Below are 20,186 nucleotides of genomic sequence, written 5' to 3'. Positions count from 1 at the left end.
GCCTTCAAAAAAACTACCGGAATTACGAAAATCTTTAAAAAAGAAAAAGGGCGAAACAAATTAATGTTCACCCCTTTCCATCTAAATTAACGCTCTCGCGACAAAAGTAGAAATTATCGGCAAAAACCAATGTAACAAATAAGTAACATAGGCCTCGCTAAATCATTTTAGTTTACAATCTCCTGTGCCCTGCACAGGTTGTCTGTAGTCTGCAAAATTTTATCCTTCAATTTTGGGTTGTAATTAGGATGCGATTTCAAAAATGCTTGCACCACCTGATAAGCTTCACGACTATTGTATGTTGAGAATATTGCCGCTAACCACGATTGCGGGAAAAATATGTCGCCGGTTTGCTGTATTTCCTCAAGTAGCTCCAAACTTTGTTTCAGATATTTTATTGAAGTCTGTTGCCTTAACGAATGATGCAGATAAGCCAATGCTGTAGTAGTCCAAGCCTCTTTCTGACGGTTTTTACGCTCTTTTAAACTATCAAAGAAGCGATCTCTTTCAGCTGGGTCCAATGATAACGCTGGCATCAGGTAAATCAGTCTGTTTTTACGGTCGGTATTACTGGTGCGTGCTAACTGCGCTTTTAAAATGCTATTTGCCGTATCGGTTTTAAGGGCCAAGGTTAAAGCCAGGTTACTATAATCATCTTCCTGCAGTTTAACGCCATCTGGTGCCAATTGCTTATCCCAAATCTGGTAAAGCCTTTCACCTGCTTCTTTCCCTATATAAACATTTTGATAGGCATTGAATAAAATCTTTTTATGGTTTTGCTGTTCCTGCTGTTGCATAGCTGTCCAAATAACATTTTCGAGGTCAGTATGCATACCCGTACGCATTTCTGGCGTAAGAAATGTCCAGTAAATATTAGTCAGGTAGCCCGCAATTAACCTTAAATTCATTTCGTTTTTCTCAATCGCTAATCCTTTCAGATAAAAATTAAGCAATTGCTTAGGTTTAAAGTTGTTGCCTGCCAGCATATTTTCGTAAGCATTGATATAAATTGATGCACGCTCCAGCTGATTGCTTTTCACATCCATATTCTCCATCATCAGCATATCAACAGGAAACAAGCCATAACCCGCACCATCGGCATTAAACAGCACGTACTGCGGTTTGGCTAATCCTTTAGCCTCATTAATAATTGTAGTAGCATTCGCCGCATTCACATTCAAAATCTTACTGTTATCACCATAAACCAGTTTAATGGTAAATGCCTGGGGCCATACGCGAGGCTCTCCATTTTCACTTTTTTGAGTTAAAATTAAGCTACTGATGTTATCGCCATCGTATTTAATTTCGTAACCAAATATCGGGCGACCGGGTTGGTTTACCCAAACTTTGTTCCAGCTGTACAAATCCTTTTTGGTGTATTTACTCAAAATCGCAATCAAATCGTTCCAGGTAGCATTTTCATAAGCATAAAGTTTAAGGTACTCGCGAATTCCTTTCTGAAAAGCTGCTTTGCCCATTAATTGCTCCAGCTGGCGCATCATAATTGGCGCTTTGTGGTAAATGATATTTCCATACATCGACCCCGCCTCTTGCAAATTATCCAATTGCTGACGAATTGGATTAGCACCTAAAGTACGGTCTACCCCATAAGCGGCAGGATAATGATCCTGCAAAAACTTCAAATCGAAAGTGCTTTTACCCATCAGCTTTTCGGTAACCTTATCGGCCATAAAATTGGCAAACACCTCTTTCATCCATACATCATTAAACCATTTCATGGTAACCAAATCGCCAAACCACATATGCGCTGTTTCGTGTGAAATAAGATTTGAACGCGAAATAAACTGATCTCTGGTTGCCCCCTGATCTAGAAACAAGGCTGATGATTTGTATTGTACTTCGCCCGGGTGCTCCATCCCCCCAAACTGAAAATCGGGAATTGCAGCAAAACCAATTTTTTGAAAAGGATATTTAATGGCTGTCCAATCTTCTAAAAAATCGAGTGCATCATTATGGCCTGTAAACACCGAATCGACACTGAGCTTAATTTTAGCAGAATCTGTTTCACGGTGCAGAAATTCCATGTTGCGATTTTTCACTTTTCGGCTTAGGTAAGTATATTTTCCGGCAGTAAAAGAGAACAGATACGTAGGGAGTTTATCCGAATTTTTAAAATGATAGGTAACCATATCCCCATTAACCAGCGAATCCTTTTTGGCAGCATTAGCCATTACTTTCCAGTCATTTGGAACGGTTAACGAAAGTAAAAAATTAGCTTTTAAATCGGGCTGATCAAAACACGGAAAAACCATACGGGCATGATCGGGAACGAAGAGTGCGTATAAGAAATCTTTATTCCTGTTTAGTGATTCGTTGCCTGCAACAAACTCAATAGCAATGCGGTTATTGCCCAGATGTAAATCCTTATGGGCAATGAGAATATGTTCTTCTTTAAAGTTAATAGCAACTTGCTTTCCATTAACCACAATGCGTTTTAAATGATCAGCACTTTGCTTAAAGTCAATTTGCACATCACTTAACTTATTCAACTTAAAATCAATATTTTCTGTCGATTGAATTGCCGCACTAAGCTCTTGCGGTATATTAAAATGAACCTGGTATTGAATATTGCTAATTGTTGTGCTTCTGTGACTGGCCAGCGCTAGCGACACGCCTGGCTCAACAGGTATATCAGTGTTTTTTTGTTGAGCAAAAGCCACCTGCCCGAGTAGTAAAAAGGAAAAAAAATATTTAGGGTTAATCTTCATCATTGGGTTATTCTCCGTTTATCATTTGAACTATGGTGCCGTAACTCATCCAAACCATGGTAATTACTACGGCCAAACCAGTTAAGGTAAGCCATAGCGGCTGTTTGTAACTGGCAATTATTTTAGTGCGATAGGCTGCAACAAGCATCACTCCTAAAGCAATGGGCAATATAAAACCGTTAATTGCCCCTACCGTTAGCAATATTTTAACCGGCTTGCCAATGAGGATAAAAATAACACAGGAAACAGAGATAAAAGTAATGATGATGGCCCGGTTAAATTTAAGAATTAAAGGGTGAAAGCTCTTAATGAAAGATATAGATGTATAAGCCGAACCAACTACCGACGAAATGCCTGCAGCCCAAATTACCACACCGAATATTTTATAACCTATTTCGCCACTGGCCAGTTTAAATACCGAAGCTGCCGGGTTATCAGGATCTAAAGTAAAACCTTTACTTACCACACCTAATGCAGCTATAAACAACAATAAACGCATAACAGATGCCAAACCTATTGCGCTTAAAGCCCCTTTATTTACGGCGCCTAAATTTTGTATACCGGTTTGGCGGGCATCTAACAAACGGTGTGCTCCCGAAAAGGTGATATAGCCACCAACCGTTCCGCCAACTATGGTTAAAACTGCCGTAAAACTAAATTGCGTAGGGTTAACCGATCTTAAAGCTGCCTCTGCCAGGGGCGGCGAACTGGTGTAAGCAATAAACAGGGCAAGTAAAATTTTAATCAGCCCCATGCATTTGGCAAAAAGATCCATGGCTTTCCCGGCTTCCCTGTAAATAAAAATACCAATGGCCATAATGGCGCTAATTACTGCCCCCTGCCCAACGCTGATGCCGAACAGCACATTTAAACCAAGGCCGGCACCAGCAATATTACCGATATTAAAAGCTAAACCGCCTAAAAAAACCAGAAAGGAAATAAAATACCCCAATCCTGGAAACACCTTATTGGCAATATCCTGTGCAGGTTTATCGGCAACGGCTATAATGCGCCAGATATTGAGCTGGGCAATGGCATCGAGTACGATTGAAAGCAGGATTACAAAAGCAAAACTAGCGCCCAGCTGCTGGGTAAAAACGGCTGTTTGGGTTAAAAAACCTGGGCCAATTGCCGATGAAGCCATTAAAAATGCAGCACCCAAAAGTACGCTCCAATTGTACTTAGCTTTCATATCGTGGTGCTTTAACCAAAATCCCTTCCGATTTTAATTTTTCGGCAATGCGTTTTGCAAAGGTTACTGCGTGTGCCCCATCGCCATGTACGCAAATGGTTTCGGCATCAACGGCAATGATTTTACCACTTACACTGCGCACTTCCTGTTTTAATGCAAAAGCAACAACCTGATTTAAAGCTGCCTCCTCATCAGTAATCAATGCACCGGGTTCGGTGCGCGGCGTTAACGATCCGTTATCCTGATAACTCCTATCTGCAAAAACTTCCGAGGCAGTTGCAATACCCTTATTTTGGGCTTCAGCAATCATTTTACTCCCCGAAAGCGCATACAAAATTAATTTCGGATCAAAATCATACACCGCTTGTACAATGGCTTTAGCAAGTTCAGCATCTTTAGCAGCCATATTGTAAAGTGCGCCATGTGCTTTTACGTGATTTAATTTTCCTCTTGCGACCTTTACAAAAGCGCTTAGAGCCCCAATCTGGTACAAGGTGAGCTGATAGGCTTCCTGTGCCGAAATTTTCATCTCCCTGCGTCCAAAACCCTGCAAATCGGGCAAGCCCGGATGTGCGCCTATAGCCACTCCTTTTTTGATGGCCAGGGCCACGGTGTGCTGCATTACGGCAGGATCGCCTGCATGAAAACCACAGGCAATATTGGCTGATGAAATGTAATCCATCAGTTCAACATCATTGGGCATGGTATAATTTCCAAATGCTTCGCCCATATCGCAATTCAGATCTATTTCTTTCATATAGTGCTGGTATATTTTATATTTATAGCCTTGCTAATCAACAACAAATCATGCTCTTTCTGAAGGTAAAGTTCTTCTGCTTCATCTCTCGATATTTCTGAAAAACTGATCTCATCTCCTGGTTTTAACTGTGCACATAATGGTAAATCTACATCGGCAACGTGTGCAATACGCGGGTAGCCGCCCGTTGTCTGGCAATCAGCCATTAATATAACCAAATCACCATTACCTGTTACCTGTATAACGCCCGGAGTAACCGCAGTGCTAAGCAGCTCCTTTTTTGTTTTCCGAACCATCGGTCTACCTGATAAATGGCAACCCATTCGATTGCTCTTTAAACTGATTTGGTATGTTTTGGTTAAGAATGCAATAATTGAGCTGGCATCAAACCAGTTAAATTCGTTGGCCAGTACCACCCTAATGGTTTTCCGGTTAGCAGACAATAAAATTTCGCGCGAGATGCGCCAGTTAGGATAAATTAAAGCCCTGCTGTTCAACTCATGTATAATAGCTGCAGAAACAGCACTGATGGCATCACCATTGCGCAACACATCGCCTTCTGCCAGCTTACGCCCTTCAAAACCGCCAAATTTAACCGGCAGGTAAGTGCTTTTACTCCCCAGTACCTCGGGCACCTGCCAACCACCCGCCATCGCCAGATAGGTACGCATACCTAGTGGATTATGGATTAAAGTAAGTATTGCCCCTTTCGGAAAAAGCAGTGGTTTTTCTGCAGGCATTACCTCGCCCCCGTACATCAAAAAAGCGCCATCACCCGAGTAAGCAAGCAAAACAACTGTATGGGTTGTAAATGAAGCATTTGCATAGGTAAATTCGAGGGTGGCCATATCATCATCATTGCCAACAGCTTTATTGGCCAACCGGTGGGCCAGCTGGTCCATAGCGCCCGAAACGGGTATGGCCTGCGCAAGGTGTTTGTATCTGCCCATATCTTGCACCGTAGTTAACAGGCCGGGTTTTATGATGCTTATCTCCATATTTTATTCAGGATAAGCATTAAATTCTTCAATGGTTATGGCTTTAAAGGTAATCGAATCGCCACCTTTTAAAAGCGCAGGTTGTTGGCGCTTTGCATCAAACAACTGCAATGGGGTTCGGCCAATTATTTGCCAGCCCCCAGGTATTTCAATCGGATAAATACCCGTTTGTAATCCGGCTATACCAACCGATCCGGCAGGTATTGCGGCAGCAGGAACCTCTTTTCGGGCTGTGGCCAATGTTGCTGGCATACCACCCATGTAGGCAAAACCAGGTACAAAACCTATCATATAAACACTGTAACTGGCACCACTGTGTAAGGCAATTACCTCAGCTTCGCTAAGGCCGTTATTTTGGGCCACAGTTAAAATATCAGGGCCAAAATTTCCACCATAACATACCGGAATAACGATATGGTTACCCCCAAGCCCTGTTTGGCTGGGCTCATTGTGACTAATTGTCTTTAAATAAGCCGAAACCTTTTCGTAACAGGTTTTACCCGGCAAATCTGCCGAGGCAACCACTAAAGGATCGAAAAAAACTGTTAATGTGCTGTAAGCAGGTACGGTAGTGGTAAAGCCCGAAAATGGATTTTGTGTTAAAAGCCAGTTAAAACTGCTTACCAGGCGCCACAATGTTTCACTTATAACATGGCCAAATACAACGGTTACGGCTTTTTCGCTTAATGCATAAATAGAAATGGAATAATCAGACGCAAAGTCTCCCTGCTGTTCGCTCATACTAATTACGCCAAACTATTTTTAGAATAAATAAGCTTCATACCTGTTAAACAAACAAAGTGTAGCCATAAAAATGATTATATAATATCGAAATAGCAAGTTTAATGCATTTTAGGCTAAAAAGCTGTAAAAACAGGAGGCATTTGATATATATCGGAGCAAATAATCTTGTAATTCTGAATAAACAATCTGTTTAAGCTCCCTTATACTATCGTTTAAAAGCCACCACTTTACGTTGGCTAACTATTAAACTGCGGTTATGGGGTAAAGTAATTTTTAAAATCAGTTTTAACCGCCTCGAATGGCCTAACTCAAAGCCTTCAATAATAGCCCGGTTTACAATATCCGACCGGTTAATTAAAAAATATTGATCGGCCGGTAATTCGCTTAAACTTTGTTCGATTGTTTTACTCCATATTACCGATTCGCCGTTTTTTAAAACCGCTAAATAACCCTGCCCTAGTGGATAAATAGCTGCGACTTCAGTTTTAGTTTGGTTAACTTCTGTTGGTTTATGTTTACTGGGCAAGCGTAATTTTGCCAATTGTTGCCGCCCCTGCATTTGAGCAATAATTAAGTATATTAAATTTAGAAACAGCACAAAGCACACCACCAGGGTAAAATCGTATTTAAAATAGTCTGCAGTAATAATATTCTGCCCTCTGATGTAAAAATATGCCGCAGCGAGTAAAATCGCCAGCAATAGGGTTACCAGTACCCCCAAAACCAGTTGCAACCAAAGTCTGCGCCTAAAGTGAGCACCCCAGGGTTTTACTTTATCTAAATACCGCGTAACCACCAAAATAAACTCGGCAGTAGCCATGGTAATTATAAAGCTACCTAAAACAGCATAATAGTAATAGGGCAATTGCAATAAAGTAAAAAAGCTTTCGGGTTCGCCATAGGCTACCAGATAATGGGCAGTTAATAAAAAAATAGGTGTTCGGTAATAAATTGCTGGATAAGTAATATTGCGTTTGGAGAGGTACATAGCGCGTTGAATTTAATATGATAGACCAACTTCAGATTTCAGATACTTAGAAACCTACAAGCGCAACTGCAAAAGGTTCTCCAAAATTACCGGATGTGTATCGTTCAGCTCGTTTTTTGCTATCATTCGGCTTCAAAACCGCTTTAAATCCACAAAAAATATTAAATGGAGATTATGTTTGTTTACCCAACTGGGGAATTTATTAACCATAACACCTACTATTATGCAAAAATTTCCATTCACCGATTTAGGAGTTCAAGACCTTCAAAATCAACTTTACCAATGCACCGATGCCCAACTTAAAGCAGAAGAAGATCTGATTTTGTTAAATTTCAGAAAATGGGTTGCTGAGCATTTTACATTAAGTACTGATCAGTTGCTTTTTATAGAGAAACAAGATCGAAAGATGATTAGTTTTTTAGCTAGTCAAACTGCTATTGCAATTATTAACCGCTTGCCCATTACGTTAATAAAACCTGCATCAAAATCAAGTAATCAACTGTCATATAGCGAGTTAATACCTAATTATTAAATCAAATATAATACAAATAAATGAAATTGCGGTAACAAACAACCGCAATTATTTAAAATAAGTTAGAGACTTTAAGTGCTAAATAATTATAACCTTAATGATTAAGAAAGAAGGCTCAGAAATTCAAAAGAAATTTGGTTTCCATCTGAAAAAGATCAGGAATCAAAAAGGCTTGAGTTTACGCGCCATGGCCCGGAATTGTGAGATTGATGACAGCAATATTTCTAAAATCGAAAACGGTAAGTTCGATGTACAACTTACCACCATTATCGAGCTGGCCAAAGGCTTAGATATTCATCCTAAAGATTTACTGGATTTTTAACCAGTTTATCAGGCTAAAAATTCTTGCGTACTATATTTCCTATTGCATTAGCCCAGAAGCGGCCTAATGATGCTGCCCCTAATTTATTTGGATGCAAGTAAAAAGTGCCTGCCTGTCCTTTCTCAGGTATCAGTTCAGTTAAGTGGTGTTTCTTAAAATAGGTAAATGCTTTTTTATCTCCAACAAACACATGTTTTGGATTAGTTAACTGATAACTTTTAGCCAGACTATCTATTTTTGGAATATAACTTTGCAACCGAGATAAACCTTCCTGCAGGTATTTAGAACTATTGTAGGTATTTGGGCTATACCATATTGGATGCTGCAATACCACTACAGCTTTAGGAAAACCGGCAAGCAATTTATCGACAATAATTTTCACATTTTCAATATAGCGTTCTGCAGATACGGGTGAACCATGGGGCCCTTGTATTGCACTATCGTTCGTGCCGAGTTTCACAGAAAAAATAAGCAGTGCTTCTTTATCTGTAAAAGCACTTGCAGCCTCCTCTATTTTAGTAAACGTGCGTGTTTCAGCAGGTAAAAAATCGAAAGTAGTATACCCGCTATGCCCCTGGTTACTGAAATTAACCTCTCCTATTCCTTTTTGTTTAAGCAAATAGGCAACAGCGTTAGCTGGCGGAGCTTCTACAACATTAGCCAATTGTACCCCCTGAGTTATACTGTTACCAATAAAAACAATATTCAGGTTTCGTTTTTCGCTTTGCGCATATAAAAACGATGCGCTAAATAATAACAAAGCTAAACAGGTCAGTATTTTCTTCATCTCTACGGGTGATTTAATTTTGGCTAACCTACAACAAATTAACTGGTTAATGCTCCTGCGATTCCATTTTTTTTATAATACTTAAAAGTGCTTCCTTTTCCTCTGTTTCGAGGTCAATCATACTATTAAAGAGCTCAAAAATCTGATCGCGCTGGTTAGAAACAAGCAAAAGATCCATTAATCTTACCAACGTTCTTTTCTGCCCGGTATTTAAGCTGCCAAATAATTTAGGTTCGGCTTCGTAAATAGCCTTAATTAAATTAATCAACTCGGGTTTTCGCTGTTGTTTTTCTCTTTCTGTGGCATATACCGGAAATACATCTTCCTGCTCATAGGCATCAATTAATCTACTTGCATATTCCTTTAAAAAAGGTTTTCGCTTACTTTTTAAGTACTCAGTAAGTTCTTTAATCAGAAAGCGGTATTCAGCCGACGATTTTGCAGCGCCAAATATGGCCACCTGACCTTCATTTTCAAAGCTTTTAAAATCAAAATCGCGAAAGAAATCGCTGTCGATATAAATACTATGGAAATAATCATCACTTTTTTTATTGAGCGTAGTGTAATCTTTATATACTTCTTCTCCCCCTGCCAAAAAATAATACTTAGATAGCTCCCTGTGCAGGTTATCTTTCCAATGCACATATTTAATCTTAAAGTTAACAGCCGTATCGGGATAAAAAATATTAAACTCCTCTAAACTTTTAATGTTATCGTTAAAATTAAGAGGGGTACCATTTACAATAAGCGAATAGTTTTTATGCTTATTCAGCTCAATGAACCAGCAGAATTCATTGATTAGGAAAGGAATCACAGTTTCTTCCAAATCCTGTTGCCCAATGCGCAAATTGGAAAAAGAAACCACCGTACCTGTTTGGGCATTAGCAGTCGGTGGAGCGGTAAAATCGTGACTATAACTGTTAAGCCCGCCTGTACTGATATATATTTCTCCATGCCTGAATCCATTTTCGGTCTGGTAAGTTGTACGCCAGGTAGCATTATGGGCAAATGTAAAAAAGGTAAGCCTCCCCACACCGTTACGTCCATGCATTTTAGATGTGTGTTTTGGCGCAATAATCTGTATGGCTTTCTCCGATTCAAAAAACGGATCGAACTTCTTTTGCAAACGATCGAAATTTATTCCATAACCATTGTCAGCAATATCCAAACTTTCTAAATGGCCTAACGCATTGGCTACATAATCCAGTTTAATGGTATCTGCATTGGCATCAAAACCGTTCCAGATGTACTCTGCAATAGCTTGTTTTTCATTATAGTTTTTTAATACTTTTTGAATACCCTTTGAGGTGATGTTAACACTTACCGACATGATACTAAATTAATTAGCAAATATAATATTAAATTCAACCTTGTTGGAAATTTTCAATCTTAAGTTTTAAACATGATGAAATTTGTATCTCAATCGAGTTATATTCTACTCATAAATTAACTCAATTACAGAAGTATTGCTCTTTTTTAAGATAAAATTTGGATTTTCTGTAATAAAGCTATAATTTCTCCCCTGTAATAGATCATCCCGAGTCTTTTGTATTGGTTTAATTAATGAGGGCCATATTTATTATTGTTGCTTGCTGTATAGTAAGCGGCCTATGTGTTGCACAGCCCGTGATAAAGGTTGAAGGGCAAAACTTCATCAATTTAGGTAAATCGGCTTATTTTTGGCGCGATACTACCGAAAAAACCCCTTTCGAAACGGTAGAAAAGTTTAATTCCAAACGGTTTAGTCCAGGAAAATCGCCTGTTTTTAACGGCGGAACCGATGGTCATGTATGGTGGATGAAATTACGTTTCAGCCGAAAGCCAGAAACCGTACCCTATCTTTTTATTGATTATGCCAGTATTGATACGCTGTGCTTATTTTACCGCGATACTTTGGGCAATGTACAGCATGTACACTCGGGCATGCTTGGTTTAAAACAAAATGATGCCGTGCTGGGCACAGGATATATATTTCCATTACAACAAGCCAAAGGGCCAGTAAGCGAAATTTACATCCGAATGCAGACCATGAATACGCTGCTGGTACCATTTAAATTAATTACCGAACCTGTATTAAACCGTGCATTAACTAAGGAGTATAGTGCGCAGTTAATTTATGTAGGTATTGCACTCATGATCATCATTTTCCATTTGTTTATGTTTGTAATGACGCGGAGTAAGCTTTTTGCCCTTTACATGGCGCGCGTAGTATTGCTTTTCTTCATTACCATGGTCTGCTATCTTCAGGGCTATGGCCCGATGCTTGGTTTACCCGCAGCCCGGTTTATTTTTTTGCATGCGCATTTCTTTATTGCACTTGGCTATATCTGTACCATTCTTTTTAACAGTTATTTTTTAAAACTAAAAAGGCAACTTCCGTTTTTGCATAAAATATTCAAAATACTGAGTATGGCATGGGGCATAATTTTAATCTGCTCGCTTTGGGATGCCAGAAGTATTACGAATGCGCTCACCCAGCTTTTATTTCTAATTACCTCACTGCTTTTTTTATTTAGCAGTATAAAAGTTATTGTGATACGCGGCTATGCCAAAACGGCCCCTTTTATTAGTTTTTATGTTTTAGGATGGATCCCTGTAGCACTGGTTTCTATTTATCTTGTATTAAGTTTAATGGCCATCATTCCTTTTCAGTCTTATACCTTTAACCTGCTTACTTTTGCAGCCATAATTGAAGGGATATTAATTAGTTTGGGGCTGTTCGGACAAAGATTGCGCCTGCTTTCACGTCATAATGCACACTTTCGCCGCCAACGTATTCTTTTACAAGAACAAATGGAAGGCTACAAAAAGCAGCTAAGCGAAAAAAAGATGGCTCCCACTGTACATTTATCACTTAAGGAGTTGACTAATCTGGCACAAACAAAAGATCCGTCATTTATGGAAAGATTCCGTGAAAGCGAAGCTGGGTTTATAAAAGAGCTTTTACAGCTTTCGCCACAGCTTCTTACAGCCGAACTTGAATTGTGTGCTTACATGCGGTTAAATTTTGACACCAAAGAAATTGCACGGGCCTGCCGCTTAAGTGTTCGTGCGGTAGAAAGCCGAAAATACCGTGTACGTAAGAAATTAGGTATCGATGCTGAGGCGAATTTGCAAACTTGGATACTTGATCTGGCTAGAACGTCCTAAATAATATACAAGAAACATACAGTATAAACCATTAGCATTGCCAATCTATACAGGCTAAGAACTTTAATAAAACGCTTAAAAGCAACAACTTAACAATACGTGAGTAGAAATGCGTAGTTTGAAAATGCACCTACCGCATCTTCTTTGCATAAATTCAAGTGGAGTACTGGCGGTGCGATGCCGTTTATTGACCAAACAAACTCATGTTTATGTCTGATAAGTACCCGATTTTAACCATGTCGGTAGCAACGGTCTTATCCGGGATGATTTGTTACACGACTATCGGCATGGTTTATTTAATTGAACGCGAATCAAACCAAAACAACATGAACAAACTAACTGCAGACATACATTTATTTTATACACCTGGAAAACAGCACTTTAAAAAAGATGCGTAGGAGTGAGTAGAGAATAATTTTGATAACTTTTAAATGCGTTATTTCTTTGTCCCTGTCTGCCTTAATAAAGATTTTAAACAGATGCTGCGCTTTGGGAGGTCTGGACAGGGGACGGTCCAGCCTTCTAGATGCCAGCACATATAGCAAACTATGAAACCAAGTGCCACACCCGCAAAAATTATTGAAAGCATACAAGAATTTTATAATGGAAAAGAACCGGAACTCATTTATTCAGAACTGGCAATAGACAAAGATTGCTTTGATGCCTGGATACGGGATTTCGGAATTCTTGCCAACGAACTAATGGAGCTAAAGGATGAAAATGAAAAATTACGACTTATGTTTACCAATTTAAGCCTCGTAAATCAAAGCCTCCGTAGCTCGCTTGATAGTTTAACACGTTCCGATTCTAAATTAATTGATTTACTGATCGAAAAACGAAAGACAGGAAGCCTCCGATATCCCTAAAATATACCCGTAACATGCCCAAAATCATTATCATAGAAAATTACCCTGCAACGCTTGATGCCATTAGAATGATTTTCGAATTTGAGGGTTACGAAGTATTGGCGCTTTCAGGACTGCATCATTTACATACACAGGTTTCAACTTTTCAGCCTGATGTTATCTTAATAGATGTTTTGCTTGGATTAACAGATGGCCGTTCCATTTGCACTGAACTAAAATTATCAGTTCATGCAGAAATCCCGATACTGCTCATGTCGTCACATTCCAGTTTTCTCAACAATCCTCATTTTGCTGTTCACTGGGATGATTATATCGAAAAACCCTTTGAAATGATGACCATAGTGAATAGAGTAAAAATGCTACTCACAAAAAAAGTCAGCCAGGATTAAACTATTTCAATCCTGGCCGACTTATAAAAATGAACGGGTAAATTACCCAAACAAGTCACTGCTTAAATATCTGTCGCCCCTATCGCAGGCAATAAATACAATAGTACCCGATTCAAGTTCGGAAGCTAGTTTTATTGCAGCAGCACACGCACCACCCGAGCTCATACCGGCGAAAAGTCCTTCTTCTTTGGCCATTCTGCGCGACATTTCAGTGGCTTCGGCCTGCGCAATATCCATAACACGGTCTACCCTTTCAGGTTCGAATATCTTTGGCAGGTATTCTTCAGGCCAGCGCCTGATCCCTGGAATAGATGATCCTTCGGTTGGCTGACAACCAACTATCTGAATATTGCTGTTTTTTTCTTTAAAATACCTCGAACAACCCATAATGGTGCCTGTTGTACCCATTGAGCTCACAAAATGGGTAATCTGCCCTTCCGTATCCCGCCAGATTTCAGGACCAGTAGCTTTATAATGGGCCAAGTAATTATCCGGATTTGCAAATTGGTTTAATAAGAAATGTCCTGGAGTAACTCCTTTTGCTTCTGCATAATCGCGGCACTCCTCAATGCTCTCTAACAACGTTACTCTAGCACCAAATGCCTCCATGGTTACCTTACGCTCTCGCGTTGAATTGGCGGGCATTACCAGCTCAATTTCTAAACCATATAAACTTGCAATCATAGCCAGGGCAATGCCTGTATTTCCACTGGTTGCTTCTACCAACTTAGTTTCGGGAGTTATCTGACCACGTTCTATCGCACTTCTGATCATATTTAACGAGGCCCTGTCTTTTACACTTCCGCCAGGATTATTGCCTTCCAGTTTAGCAAATATCCTTACTGCGGGATTAATGTTAAGTTTTTGGAGTTCGGCCATCGGTGTGTTACCAATGAGATCGATTATTCCTGCCATATTATTCTTATTTTAACTTGTTTCTTTATGGTTTCTGATGGTAATTACCGGCGAATGGTAAGCGGTAGAAAATGGCGCTATGCTATCGGTAAGCCACACATTTCCGCCTACTATGCTATCGTGCCCAATAACAGTATCGCCACCTAAAATAGTTGCGCCCGAATAAATTACAACGCGGTCTTCTACTGTTGGGTGCCTTTTACTGCCGGCAAGCACTTTTTTCACACTCAGGGCACCAAGCGTTACGCCCTGATAAAATTTTACATAGCGACCAATTATGCTGGTTTCGCCAATCACAATCCCGGTTCCGTGATCAATATAGAAGTACTCGCCAATACTGGCAGCAGGGTGGATATCGATACCTGTTTTTGAATGTGCGTATTCTGTGAGTATGCGTGGAACAAGCGGAATACCAAAATTATACAAAAGGTGCGCAATGCGGTAAAAACAGATGGCATAAAAACCTGGATAAGTCCTGATCACTTCGAACCTGCTCTGAGCTGCCGGATCGCCTTCATAAATGGCCGAAATATCGGTATTGAGTACGCGGTATAACTCGGGGAGACCGGTAAAAAACTCGCCAGCCATATTTTTGCATTCGCTGTTTTTCAGCTTGCAACTGGCCGAAATGATCATGAAAAGCTCGAGTTCCAGTCCTGACACATATTGTTTCAATGCTGAAATATCTGAAAATTCCTGACCTGCATTTTCGGGAAAAATGACCTTAATCAGCTTTTCTGCCCAATTCGATATGACTTCGTTTGGTGGAATATTTGGCTGCTCGAGGGGATTTTTAAAAATATGCTCAAAAAAATGGTCCTCCATCATTATTGTCTGCCCCACTAAAATTTGTTTTGTTGATTAACTATATAGATTTAATCGTTAAATGTAAGTTTTGTTTTTTTAAACCAAAACTTATCAGGCATTTTTTATTACAAAAATTGCCTTATCCTAACAATAAGATCAATAACAACCCCAAAACTATGAGGAATACCAGAATCGGAGATTAATTTTTAGGCCACGCAGCCAGATCGGCTGTTGCAGGTCTTTTAAGTAAAGGTTTTTCAGGAGTTAAAAAAACAGATATGTTTTTCCTGCTGTTCGCCTTAAGCTGAGTAGTAAAACCAATAATAGTAGTTCCGGGGTTTGGAGCATCGTAACTGGTAACCGGAGCGGCAGGCCATTGTTTCACCTCAATTTTGCCATCCGTTTCGATAAATAAGTAACATTTTTTGCCTTCACTATTCAATTCGATAGTATGCGCATTTAACACTTTCGCTACAGCAGGTGTAACCATCGACCAGCGTAAGGTAACACCCTGATCTCCTGTTTCTACTTCATCACGAATTAGGACAGTCTTTTTATTGATCAGCGCTACTCCCCTATGTGATTTTTTGAGTTTACCGGCATAAAGCGTAGTCATATCAACCACAGCATTCATAAAATTACTCTTATCGGAGCTGCTTTGAAAATTTCCCTTTCCGCCAACCAGCTGAAAAGCACTATCAATTGACAGCGTATTGTGTGCGAGATTATTGTACCTGAATATTTTCCAGCGTTGGGCATCCTGCCTGCTGTTCCATAAATCAATCCCTTTCGATTCCAGGGACTCGTATTCCTGCATGCCCAGATCCATTGCCCATCGCACACCCTGTGCTTCCATAACAAAGGAACCTATATCCATGTGTGCATGACTTGTTGCTGGCGAACCTCCTTTAAAGCCCACAAAAGTAACCAGGGGATCAGTCCACGAGCTTCGCATTAAAACTACTGGCGTAGTGCCATTTCCAATCCAAAAGGCGGCTTTAGGCGCATTTGCCTTACTAAAAGATATTCCATTGGCCCATAACATAGCCGATGGCAATAAACGATTATTTAGGAGTTTAGCCTCATTTACCTGCTTTTTGCTTACCCACAGCAATGAGGGGTCTTTTAATTTTGAGGCAAACCAGAAAAGTGCCGGATTAAATTCTGCTACAGCTCTGCTATCCGAATAATTAAACGGCTTACCCGATGGGCCTGTCATATTTACCATGTAGCCCGCAGTTTTTAGAAAACCAGGCTGGGTACTCAATTCAAAATCCTGTTTAAACACACTTTCCAGTGCGCTAATCAACATCACATTAAAAGAAGTTCCATACTCCCAGTAGGCATATCCCTCCGGATAGGCTCCATCAGGTGCATATTGTTTCATGGGTAACACCACGCTTTTGATGGCGCGGTTAACCAATGTAGCCGAAAGTGCCGGGTGCGATTCGAAGGTGGCTATTGCGCCATAGGTAATGCCTGTATTGCATACCTGGTTCCAGTTATTGGTAATGTTAAGCCAGTTATTATACCGTCTATCCATTGAGGGCATAATCCCTTTCTCCAGAATGGCAAGTGATACTGTGTTGCGTGTTTCAACGGCTAAATCATGGTAAAGCCAATCGTAACCGATAGCTAAACCCAATGTCATTTCCCCAACATCGAGGAAATGATTTGGGTTCCAGTCTTTAAAGGCAGAAACAGCCAGCATTTCCTGTTCTGCTCTGCGTATGTATTTTTTATCGTGCGTAATCCTGTAAGCGTAAGCCAGGTAATAAATTCTTTTTAGTGCTTCTCTCGATACATCCAGCAATCTTTTGCCAATCATAACTCTTTCTAACACCGGCTGATTTAACATTTTACCAGCACCAGAAAGTATAGCCTGATGGATTTGCCTTAAACCTGTATCTGCATTTACACCTGCTATAATTTGTTTTTCTTTAGCAGCCGAGATCAGCAAACGGGGATGATCAGGGAGTTTATAAGAAGAATCGATTACAGTAATTTGCCCAATAGCCACGCCCCTGTAAAGGAGCATGGCTACCAGACATAAACCGGTTATAAATGACCGTTTTTGAATCACTTTTGCTTATTTTTTCTGTTCTGACAGGAAAGTAACCAATGAAGCAAGTTCCTCATACGATAGTGAGTTGGCCAGTCCTTCCGGCATCATAGAAGTCTCCAATTCTTTACGTGAAAGAATATCGCCAGCTTTGATGGTAAAAACTTCGCCAGCAATGTTACGCAATACCACTTTGGCAGCAGTTTCTTCTTGAACAAATCCCATATACGTTTTGTCGCCTTTTGCACTGATCATTACCGAAGCAAAACCTTGCGAAATAGAAGCATTTGGCTTTAATATCGATTCTGCAATTTGCTCACGGTTCATAATCGAACCAATTTGCCCCATAAAAGGACCTTTCATTTTATCGGTTTTGTTTAAGCTGTGGCAGGCAATACATCCCTGGTTGTTGAAAATATTCTTTCCTTTAACCGGATTGCCCTGTAATTTATTAATGGCAAGCAATACATCCTCGATTGAAGATTTACCTACCTGTCCTTTTTGGTTTTTAATCTTTTCTAAATCAATTTTTGGCTCTTCAGCTGCTGCAACTTTTTCCTCTTCGGCAAATTCAGCAATATCCATGCGGTGGCGTGCATTTAAATCAACAAAAAATTGTTTTTCTTTTGCACCTTGTTTAAGCGCTTCTTCTTTCAAGAATTTCTCAATTACAGGAGACTCCGACCAGGTAACAGCTTTAAAATACGGACCATGCGAATCCGGACGTGTTCCCCACCACCAGCTTGCATCGTAAGCAATTTCTTCTTTATACAAGCGGGCCAAAGTAATTAAGATCTGCTTTTTCAGTTTTTCATCCTGTGCAGTTTTATAATTGTCGATTAATCCATTTACCGCTTTAGCGTTGTGCATATAGCGTAATGCCCATAAAGCAAGGTCAGCATTTTCAGTTTTAATTGCGGCTACCATAGCATCAGTAGCTTGTAATGACACCAATGCTCTAACTGCCAGGTGAGGCAAAATAATGGCCGAATTAGGTGTAGCGTGAGGTCCCTCTACTCCTTTTGCAGGTGCAGTAAAAGAAGCCGGAACTTTAGTCGCTAAAAGTGCTTTTGCTGCTTCATCTACTTTACCCAAGCGGTTTAAACCAATGATTGAAACGGCATGTACTCGCGGAGAAGCATCCTGAAGTCCTTGTAAAAATGGCTCAATTGGCACATTAGCCAGATAAATTTTACGGTCGGTTAATGCTTTTAAGGCAAATTCTTTTACAGCAGCATCTTTCGTTAATTCTACCAGCGCAGCTGTACCATTTTCTTTAGCTAACTGTGCGTAAGTGTATATACCTGCAACACGAACATCAAGCGCTAAAGCCTGATCTGAAGCGATTTTTAAAGCCGCCTCAGTAGCTTGTTTATTATTGCGAGCAACCAATTCCTGCGAAGCAGAAAGGCGAGCCACTGAACTATTCGATTTAAGCAAATCGGTTAGTTTTTTTACTGAAAGCTTTTTAACATCTGGGAATGCTTTATAAGTCCAGTCGGTAGGTACTGTACGTACAATGTAACCTTTATCAGGACTGCCAGAGTAACCAGCACCATCCCATGCAGAAAGGTAAAGCCTTCCTGATCCATCCACATCCAAATCGGTAATTTGTGGAAGTTTAATAAACTCTTCGTCTTTTTGGGTAAAAGTTGGTCCATCGGCAGTAACCCTGTGAATGTACAACATGCTTCTACCCCAATCAGCCATCATAGGCACATTATTATATTGTGCAGGCCAGTTTGGTTCATTCATAAATAATGCACCAGTACCCGAGCCACCACCTAAATCGGCAAGTGCGGGAATAATTTCATCGGTAAAATTTTGGAATAAAACCGGGTAACCGTATTCGCCTGATTGAATATGATGCGAAAAACGCACATTCCATCCGCCACCATCATTGGTGTTTTCGCGGGTAAATACGTTCATATATGGATCGATAGCCACATCATACACATTACGTGTACCATGTGTAAATACTTCCATTTCGGTGCCATCAGGGCGTACACGTACGATACCACCACCAAGCATGGTCATTTTCTTGCCAGAGCGGTCTATGGCATCGTGGAAACCAAAATCACCTACTGAGATATAAATCCAGCCATCAATACCCATTCTAATACCATTGGTAGCATGATCGGTACCACGTTCGCGGATGTATTTTTCATTGCTAATGTGTTCGATTAGCGGTTTTTCTGGCCCATCGGCTTTGCCATCGCCATCTTTGTCTTCAAAAACCACTAAATTCATACCTGTAGCCTTTCCGGTTTCTTTAGAGAAGGTGGTATGTAGTACAAATACCTGGCTGCCCTGAACAATTATACCGCGTGGATTATCTACATCGGCAAAATCGATGTGTGCATCCATTTTACCATCGTTATTTTTGTCAACGAGTTTAAGAATACGGCCTTTGCCAGCATCCTTACCCAGCGAGCCAATCATATCCACACCAACAAATACCTCGCCCGTTGGCGCAACCGCCAAACATGCCGGGCTTGGGGTAACATCGGGACCTGCAAAATTAGTAATGGTTAATCCAGGGGGAGCAAAACGTGGTTTCTCGGGTTCACTGAAAAGGTTTTTAAAACCCAGGAAAATGACAGATAAGTAAATTAAACTTAAAGAAAATTTGATCATTGTGTGTGTTTGTTATTGTTTTTTTTGGTTAGTGTCGGGTAAACTTACAAAAAATACAAATTAACTCTTGCCAAAATTTTGTTATAATTAACTTTTTTTTGAATTACTCACGCTAAACAGCGCTTAATGTAATCATTCTCGTAAAAAAATCAGGAATTATTGATTCCTGCCCCACTCCATATTAATCAAATACAAACACGATGACAGAAAGTTGAATAAAACAACAATCGTTACAATGAAACACAAATACTTTAGAGAAGAGCTTATTTCACAACAACTAAACCAAAAATTAACACAAAATTCACGCAAAC

General features: G+C 40.0%; 18 protein-coding genes. 6 read left to right on the top strand and 12 right to left on the bottom strand.

Annotation, left to right across the window (positions count from 1 at the left end; genetic code table 11):
- Nucleotides 1–167 precede the first annotated feature (167 nt).
- The 6 genes from DBR40_RS11530 to DBR40_RS11505 form a co-directional block, all read right to left on the bottom strand.
- Nucleotides 168–2,732 carry a M1 family metallopeptidase gene (locus DBR40_RS11530; RefSeq protein ID WP_233603866.1) on the bottom strand — a complete coding sequence of 855 codons (2,565 nt, stop codon included), beginning with the start codon at nt 2,730–2,732 and terminating at the stop codon, nt 168–170.
- Between the two features lie 4 nt (nt 2,733–2,736).
- Complete coding sequence (locus tag DBR40_RS11525) at nt 2,737–3,921, bottom strand: NRAMP family divalent metal transporter (protein WP_124559893.1); 1,185 nt, start codon at nt 3,919–3,921, stop codon at nt 2,737–2,739.
- Nucleotides 3,911–4,678: a LamB/YcsF family protein gene (locus tag DBR40_RS11520; protein WP_124559892.1), complete on the bottom strand. Its 768-nt coding sequence runs from the start codon at nt 4,676–4,678 to the stop codon at nt 3,911–3,913. Before DBR40_RS11520 ends, DBR40_RS11525 begins: the two co-directional genes overlap by 11 nt.
- Nucleotides 4,675–5,676, bottom strand: a complete 1,002-nt coding sequence (locus DBR40_RS11515) for a biotin-dependent carboxyltransferase family protein (protein ID WP_124559891.1) — start codon at nt 5,674–5,676, stop codon at nt 4,675–4,677. Before DBR40_RS11515 ends, DBR40_RS11520 begins: the two co-directional genes overlap by 4 nt.
- A gap of 3 nt (nt 5,677–5,679) precedes the next feature.
- Nucleotides 5,680–6,417: a 5-oxoprolinase subunit PxpB gene (pxpB, locus tag DBR40_RS11510; RefSeq protein WP_124559890.1), complete on the bottom strand. Its 738-nt coding sequence runs from the start codon at nt 6,415–6,417 to the stop codon at nt 5,680–5,682.
- A 208-nt stretch (nt 6,418–6,625) separates the two neighbouring features.
- Nucleotides 6,626–7,408: a LytTR family transcriptional regulator DNA-binding domain-containing protein gene (locus DBR40_RS11505; RefSeq protein ID WP_124559889.1), complete on the bottom strand. Its 783-nt coding sequence runs from the start codon at nt 7,406–7,408 to the stop codon at nt 6,626–6,628.
- Nucleotides 7,409–7,631: 223 nt separating this feature from the next.
- Here DBR40_RS11505 and DBR40_RS11500 point away from each other — a divergent pair, with 223 nt between their 5' ends.
- Both DBR40_RS11500 and DBR40_RS11495 read left to right on the top strand, forming a co-directional pair.
- Nucleotides 7,632–7,940, top strand: coding sequence for a hypothetical protein (locus tag DBR40_RS11500; protein ID WP_124559888.1), 309 nt, complete (start codon nt 7,632–7,634; stop codon nt 7,938–7,940).
- 97 nt (nt 7,941–8,037) lie between these two features.
- On the top strand, nt 8,038–8,262 hold the full coding sequence (locus tag DBR40_RS11495) for a helix-turn-helix domain-containing protein (RefSeq protein WP_124559887.1): 225 nt from the start codon (nt 8,038–8,040) through the stop codon (nt 8,260–8,262).
- 13 nt (nt 8,263–8,275) lie between these two features.
- On the opposite strand, the gene DBR40_RS11490 is transcribed toward DBR40_RS11495, so the two are convergent.
- Entirely contained in the window at nt 8,276–9,049 is a 774-nt protein-coding gene (locus DBR40_RS11490) for a GDSL-type esterase/lipase family protein (RefSeq protein WP_124559886.1), read from the bottom strand.
- Between the two features lie 46 nt (nt 9,050–9,095).
- Nucleotides 9,096–10,379, bottom strand: a complete 1,284-nt coding sequence (locus DBR40_RS11485; protein WP_124559885.1) for an ATP-binding protein — start codon at nt 10,377–10,379, stop codon at nt 9,096–9,098.
- Nucleotides 10,380–10,612: 233 nt separating this feature from the next.
- Here DBR40_RS11485 and DBR40_RS11480 point away from each other — a divergent pair, with 233 nt between their 5' ends.
- From DBR40_RS11480 to DBR40_RS11465, 4 genes are all read left to right on the top strand, one after another.
- Nucleotides 10,613–12,199, top strand: a complete 1,587-nt coding sequence (locus DBR40_RS11480) for a 7TM diverse intracellular signaling domain-containing protein (RefSeq protein WP_124559884.1) — start codon at nt 10,613–10,615, stop codon at nt 12,197–12,199.
- Nucleotides 12,200–12,408: 209 nt separating this feature from the next.
- On the top strand, nt 12,409–12,597 hold the full coding sequence (locus tag DBR40_RS11475; protein ID WP_124559883.1) for a hypothetical protein: 189 nt from the start codon (nt 12,409–12,411) through the stop codon (nt 12,595–12,597).
- Between the two features lie 150 nt (nt 12,598–12,747).
- The gene (locus DBR40_RS11470) at nt 12,748–13,065 is read left to right on the top strand and encodes a hypothetical protein (protein WP_124559882.1); all 318 of its coding nucleotides are present in this window, start codon (nt 12,748–12,750) and stop codon (nt 13,063–13,065) included.
- A gap of 14 nt (nt 13,066–13,079) precedes the next feature.
- Nucleotides 13,080–13,454, top strand: coding sequence for a response regulator transcription factor (locus DBR40_RS11465; RefSeq protein WP_124559881.1), 375 nt, complete (start codon nt 13,080–13,082; stop codon nt 13,452–13,454).
- A gap of 42 nt (nt 13,455–13,496) precedes the next feature.
- On the opposite strand, the gene cysM is transcribed toward DBR40_RS11465, so the two are convergent.
- From cysM to DBR40_RS11445, 4 genes are all read right to left on the bottom strand, one after another.
- Entirely contained in the window at nt 13,497–14,369 is an 873-nt protein-coding gene (cysM, locus tag DBR40_RS11460) for a cysteine synthase CysM (RefSeq protein WP_124559880.1), read from the bottom strand.
- Between the two features lie 12 nt (nt 14,370–14,381).
- On the bottom strand, nt 14,382–15,194 hold the full coding sequence (locus DBR40_RS11455) for a serine O-acetyltransferase (RefSeq protein WP_124560070.1): 813 nt from the start codon (nt 15,192–15,194) through the stop codon (nt 14,382–14,384).
- Between the two features lie 181 nt (nt 15,195–15,375).
- Complete coding sequence (locus DBR40_RS11450; RefSeq protein ID WP_199748321.1) at nt 15,376–17,259, bottom strand: heparinase II/III family protein; 1,884 nt, start codon at nt 17,257–17,259, stop codon at nt 15,376–15,378.
- Between the two features lie 6 nt (nt 17,260–17,265).
- The gene (locus tag DBR40_RS11445) at nt 17,266–19,875 is read right to left on the bottom strand and encodes a c-type cytochrome (protein ID WP_124559879.1); all 2,610 of its coding nucleotides are present in this window, start codon (nt 19,873–19,875) and stop codon (nt 17,266–17,268) included.
- Nucleotides 19,876–20,186 lie beyond the last annotated feature (311 nt).

It is taken from the genome of Pedobacter sp. KBW01, assembly GCF_003852395.1.
Lineage (GTDB): Bacteria > Bacteroidota > Bacteroidia > Sphingobacteriales > Sphingobacteriaceae > Pedobacter.
Note: the sequence above shows the minus strand (reverse complement) of the source record. Positions and strands in the feature narration are given on the sequence as shown.

Excerpts from the sequence above, each read along its gene's own strand:
- DBR40_RS11500 (WP_124559888.1), top strand. The coding sequence starts at position 7,632 with ATGCAAAAATTTCCATTCACCGATTTAGGAGTTCAAGACCTTCAAAAT.
- pxpB (WP_124559890.1), bottom strand. The coding sequence starts at position 6,417 with ATGAGCGAACAGCAGGGAGACTTTGCGTCTGATTATTCCATTTCTATT.
- DBR40_RS11485 (WP_124559885.1), bottom strand. The coding sequence starts at position 10,379 with ATGTCGGTAAGTGTTAACATCACCTCAAAGGGTATTCAAAAAGTATTA.
- DBR40_RS11455 (WP_124560070.1), bottom strand. The coding sequence starts at position 15,194 with ATGGAGGACCATTTTTTTGAGCATATTTTTAAAAATCCCCTCGAGCAG.
- DBR40_RS11505 (WP_124559889.1), bottom strand. The coding sequence starts at position 7,408 with ATGTACCTCTCCAAACGCAATATTACTTATCCAGCAATTTATTACCGA.
- DBR40_RS11470 (WP_124559882.1), top strand. The coding sequence starts at position 12,748 with ATGAAACCAAGTGCCACACCCGCAAAAATTATTGAAAGCATACAAGAA.
- cysM (WP_124559880.1), bottom strand. The coding sequence starts at position 14,369 with ATGGCAGGAATAATCGATCTCATTGGTAACACACCGATGGCCGAACTC.
- DBR40_RS11475 (WP_124559883.1), top strand. The coding sequence starts at position 12,409 with ATGTCTGATAAGTACCCGATTTTAACCATGTCGGTAGCAACGGTCTTA.
- DBR40_RS11530 (WP_233603866.1), bottom strand. The coding sequence starts at position 2,732 with ATGATGAAGATTAACCCTAAATATTTTTTTTCCTTTTTACTACTCGGG.
- DBR40_RS11525 (WP_124559893.1), bottom strand. The coding sequence starts at position 3,921 with ATGAAAGCTAAGTACAATTGGAGCGTACTTTTGGGTGCTGCATTTTTA.
- DBR40_RS11465 (WP_124559881.1), top strand. The coding sequence starts at position 13,080 with ATGCCCAAAATCATTATCATAGAAAATTACCCTGCAACGCTTGATGCC.
- DBR40_RS11495 (WP_124559887.1), top strand. The coding sequence starts at position 8,038 with ATGATTAAGAAAGAAGGCTCAGAAATTCAAAAGAAATTTGGTTTCCAT.
- DBR40_RS11515 (WP_124559891.1), bottom strand. The coding sequence starts at position 5,676 with ATGGAGATAAGCATCATAAAACCCGGCCTGTTAACTACGGTGCAAGAT.
- DBR40_RS11480 (WP_124559884.1), top strand. The coding sequence starts at position 10,613 with ATGAGGGCCATATTTATTATTGTTGCTTGCTGTATAGTAAGCGGCCTA.
- DBR40_RS11520 (WP_124559892.1), bottom strand. The coding sequence starts at position 4,678 with ATGAAAGAAATAGATCTGAATTGCGATATGGGCGAAGCATTTGGAAAT.
- DBR40_RS11490 (WP_124559886.1), bottom strand. The coding sequence starts at position 9,049 with ATGAAGAAAATACTGACCTGTTTAGCTTTGTTATTATTTAGCGCATCG.
- DBR40_RS11445 (WP_124559879.1), bottom strand. The coding sequence starts at position 19,875 with ATGATCAAATTTTCTTTAAGTTTAATTTACTTATCTGTCATTTTCCTG.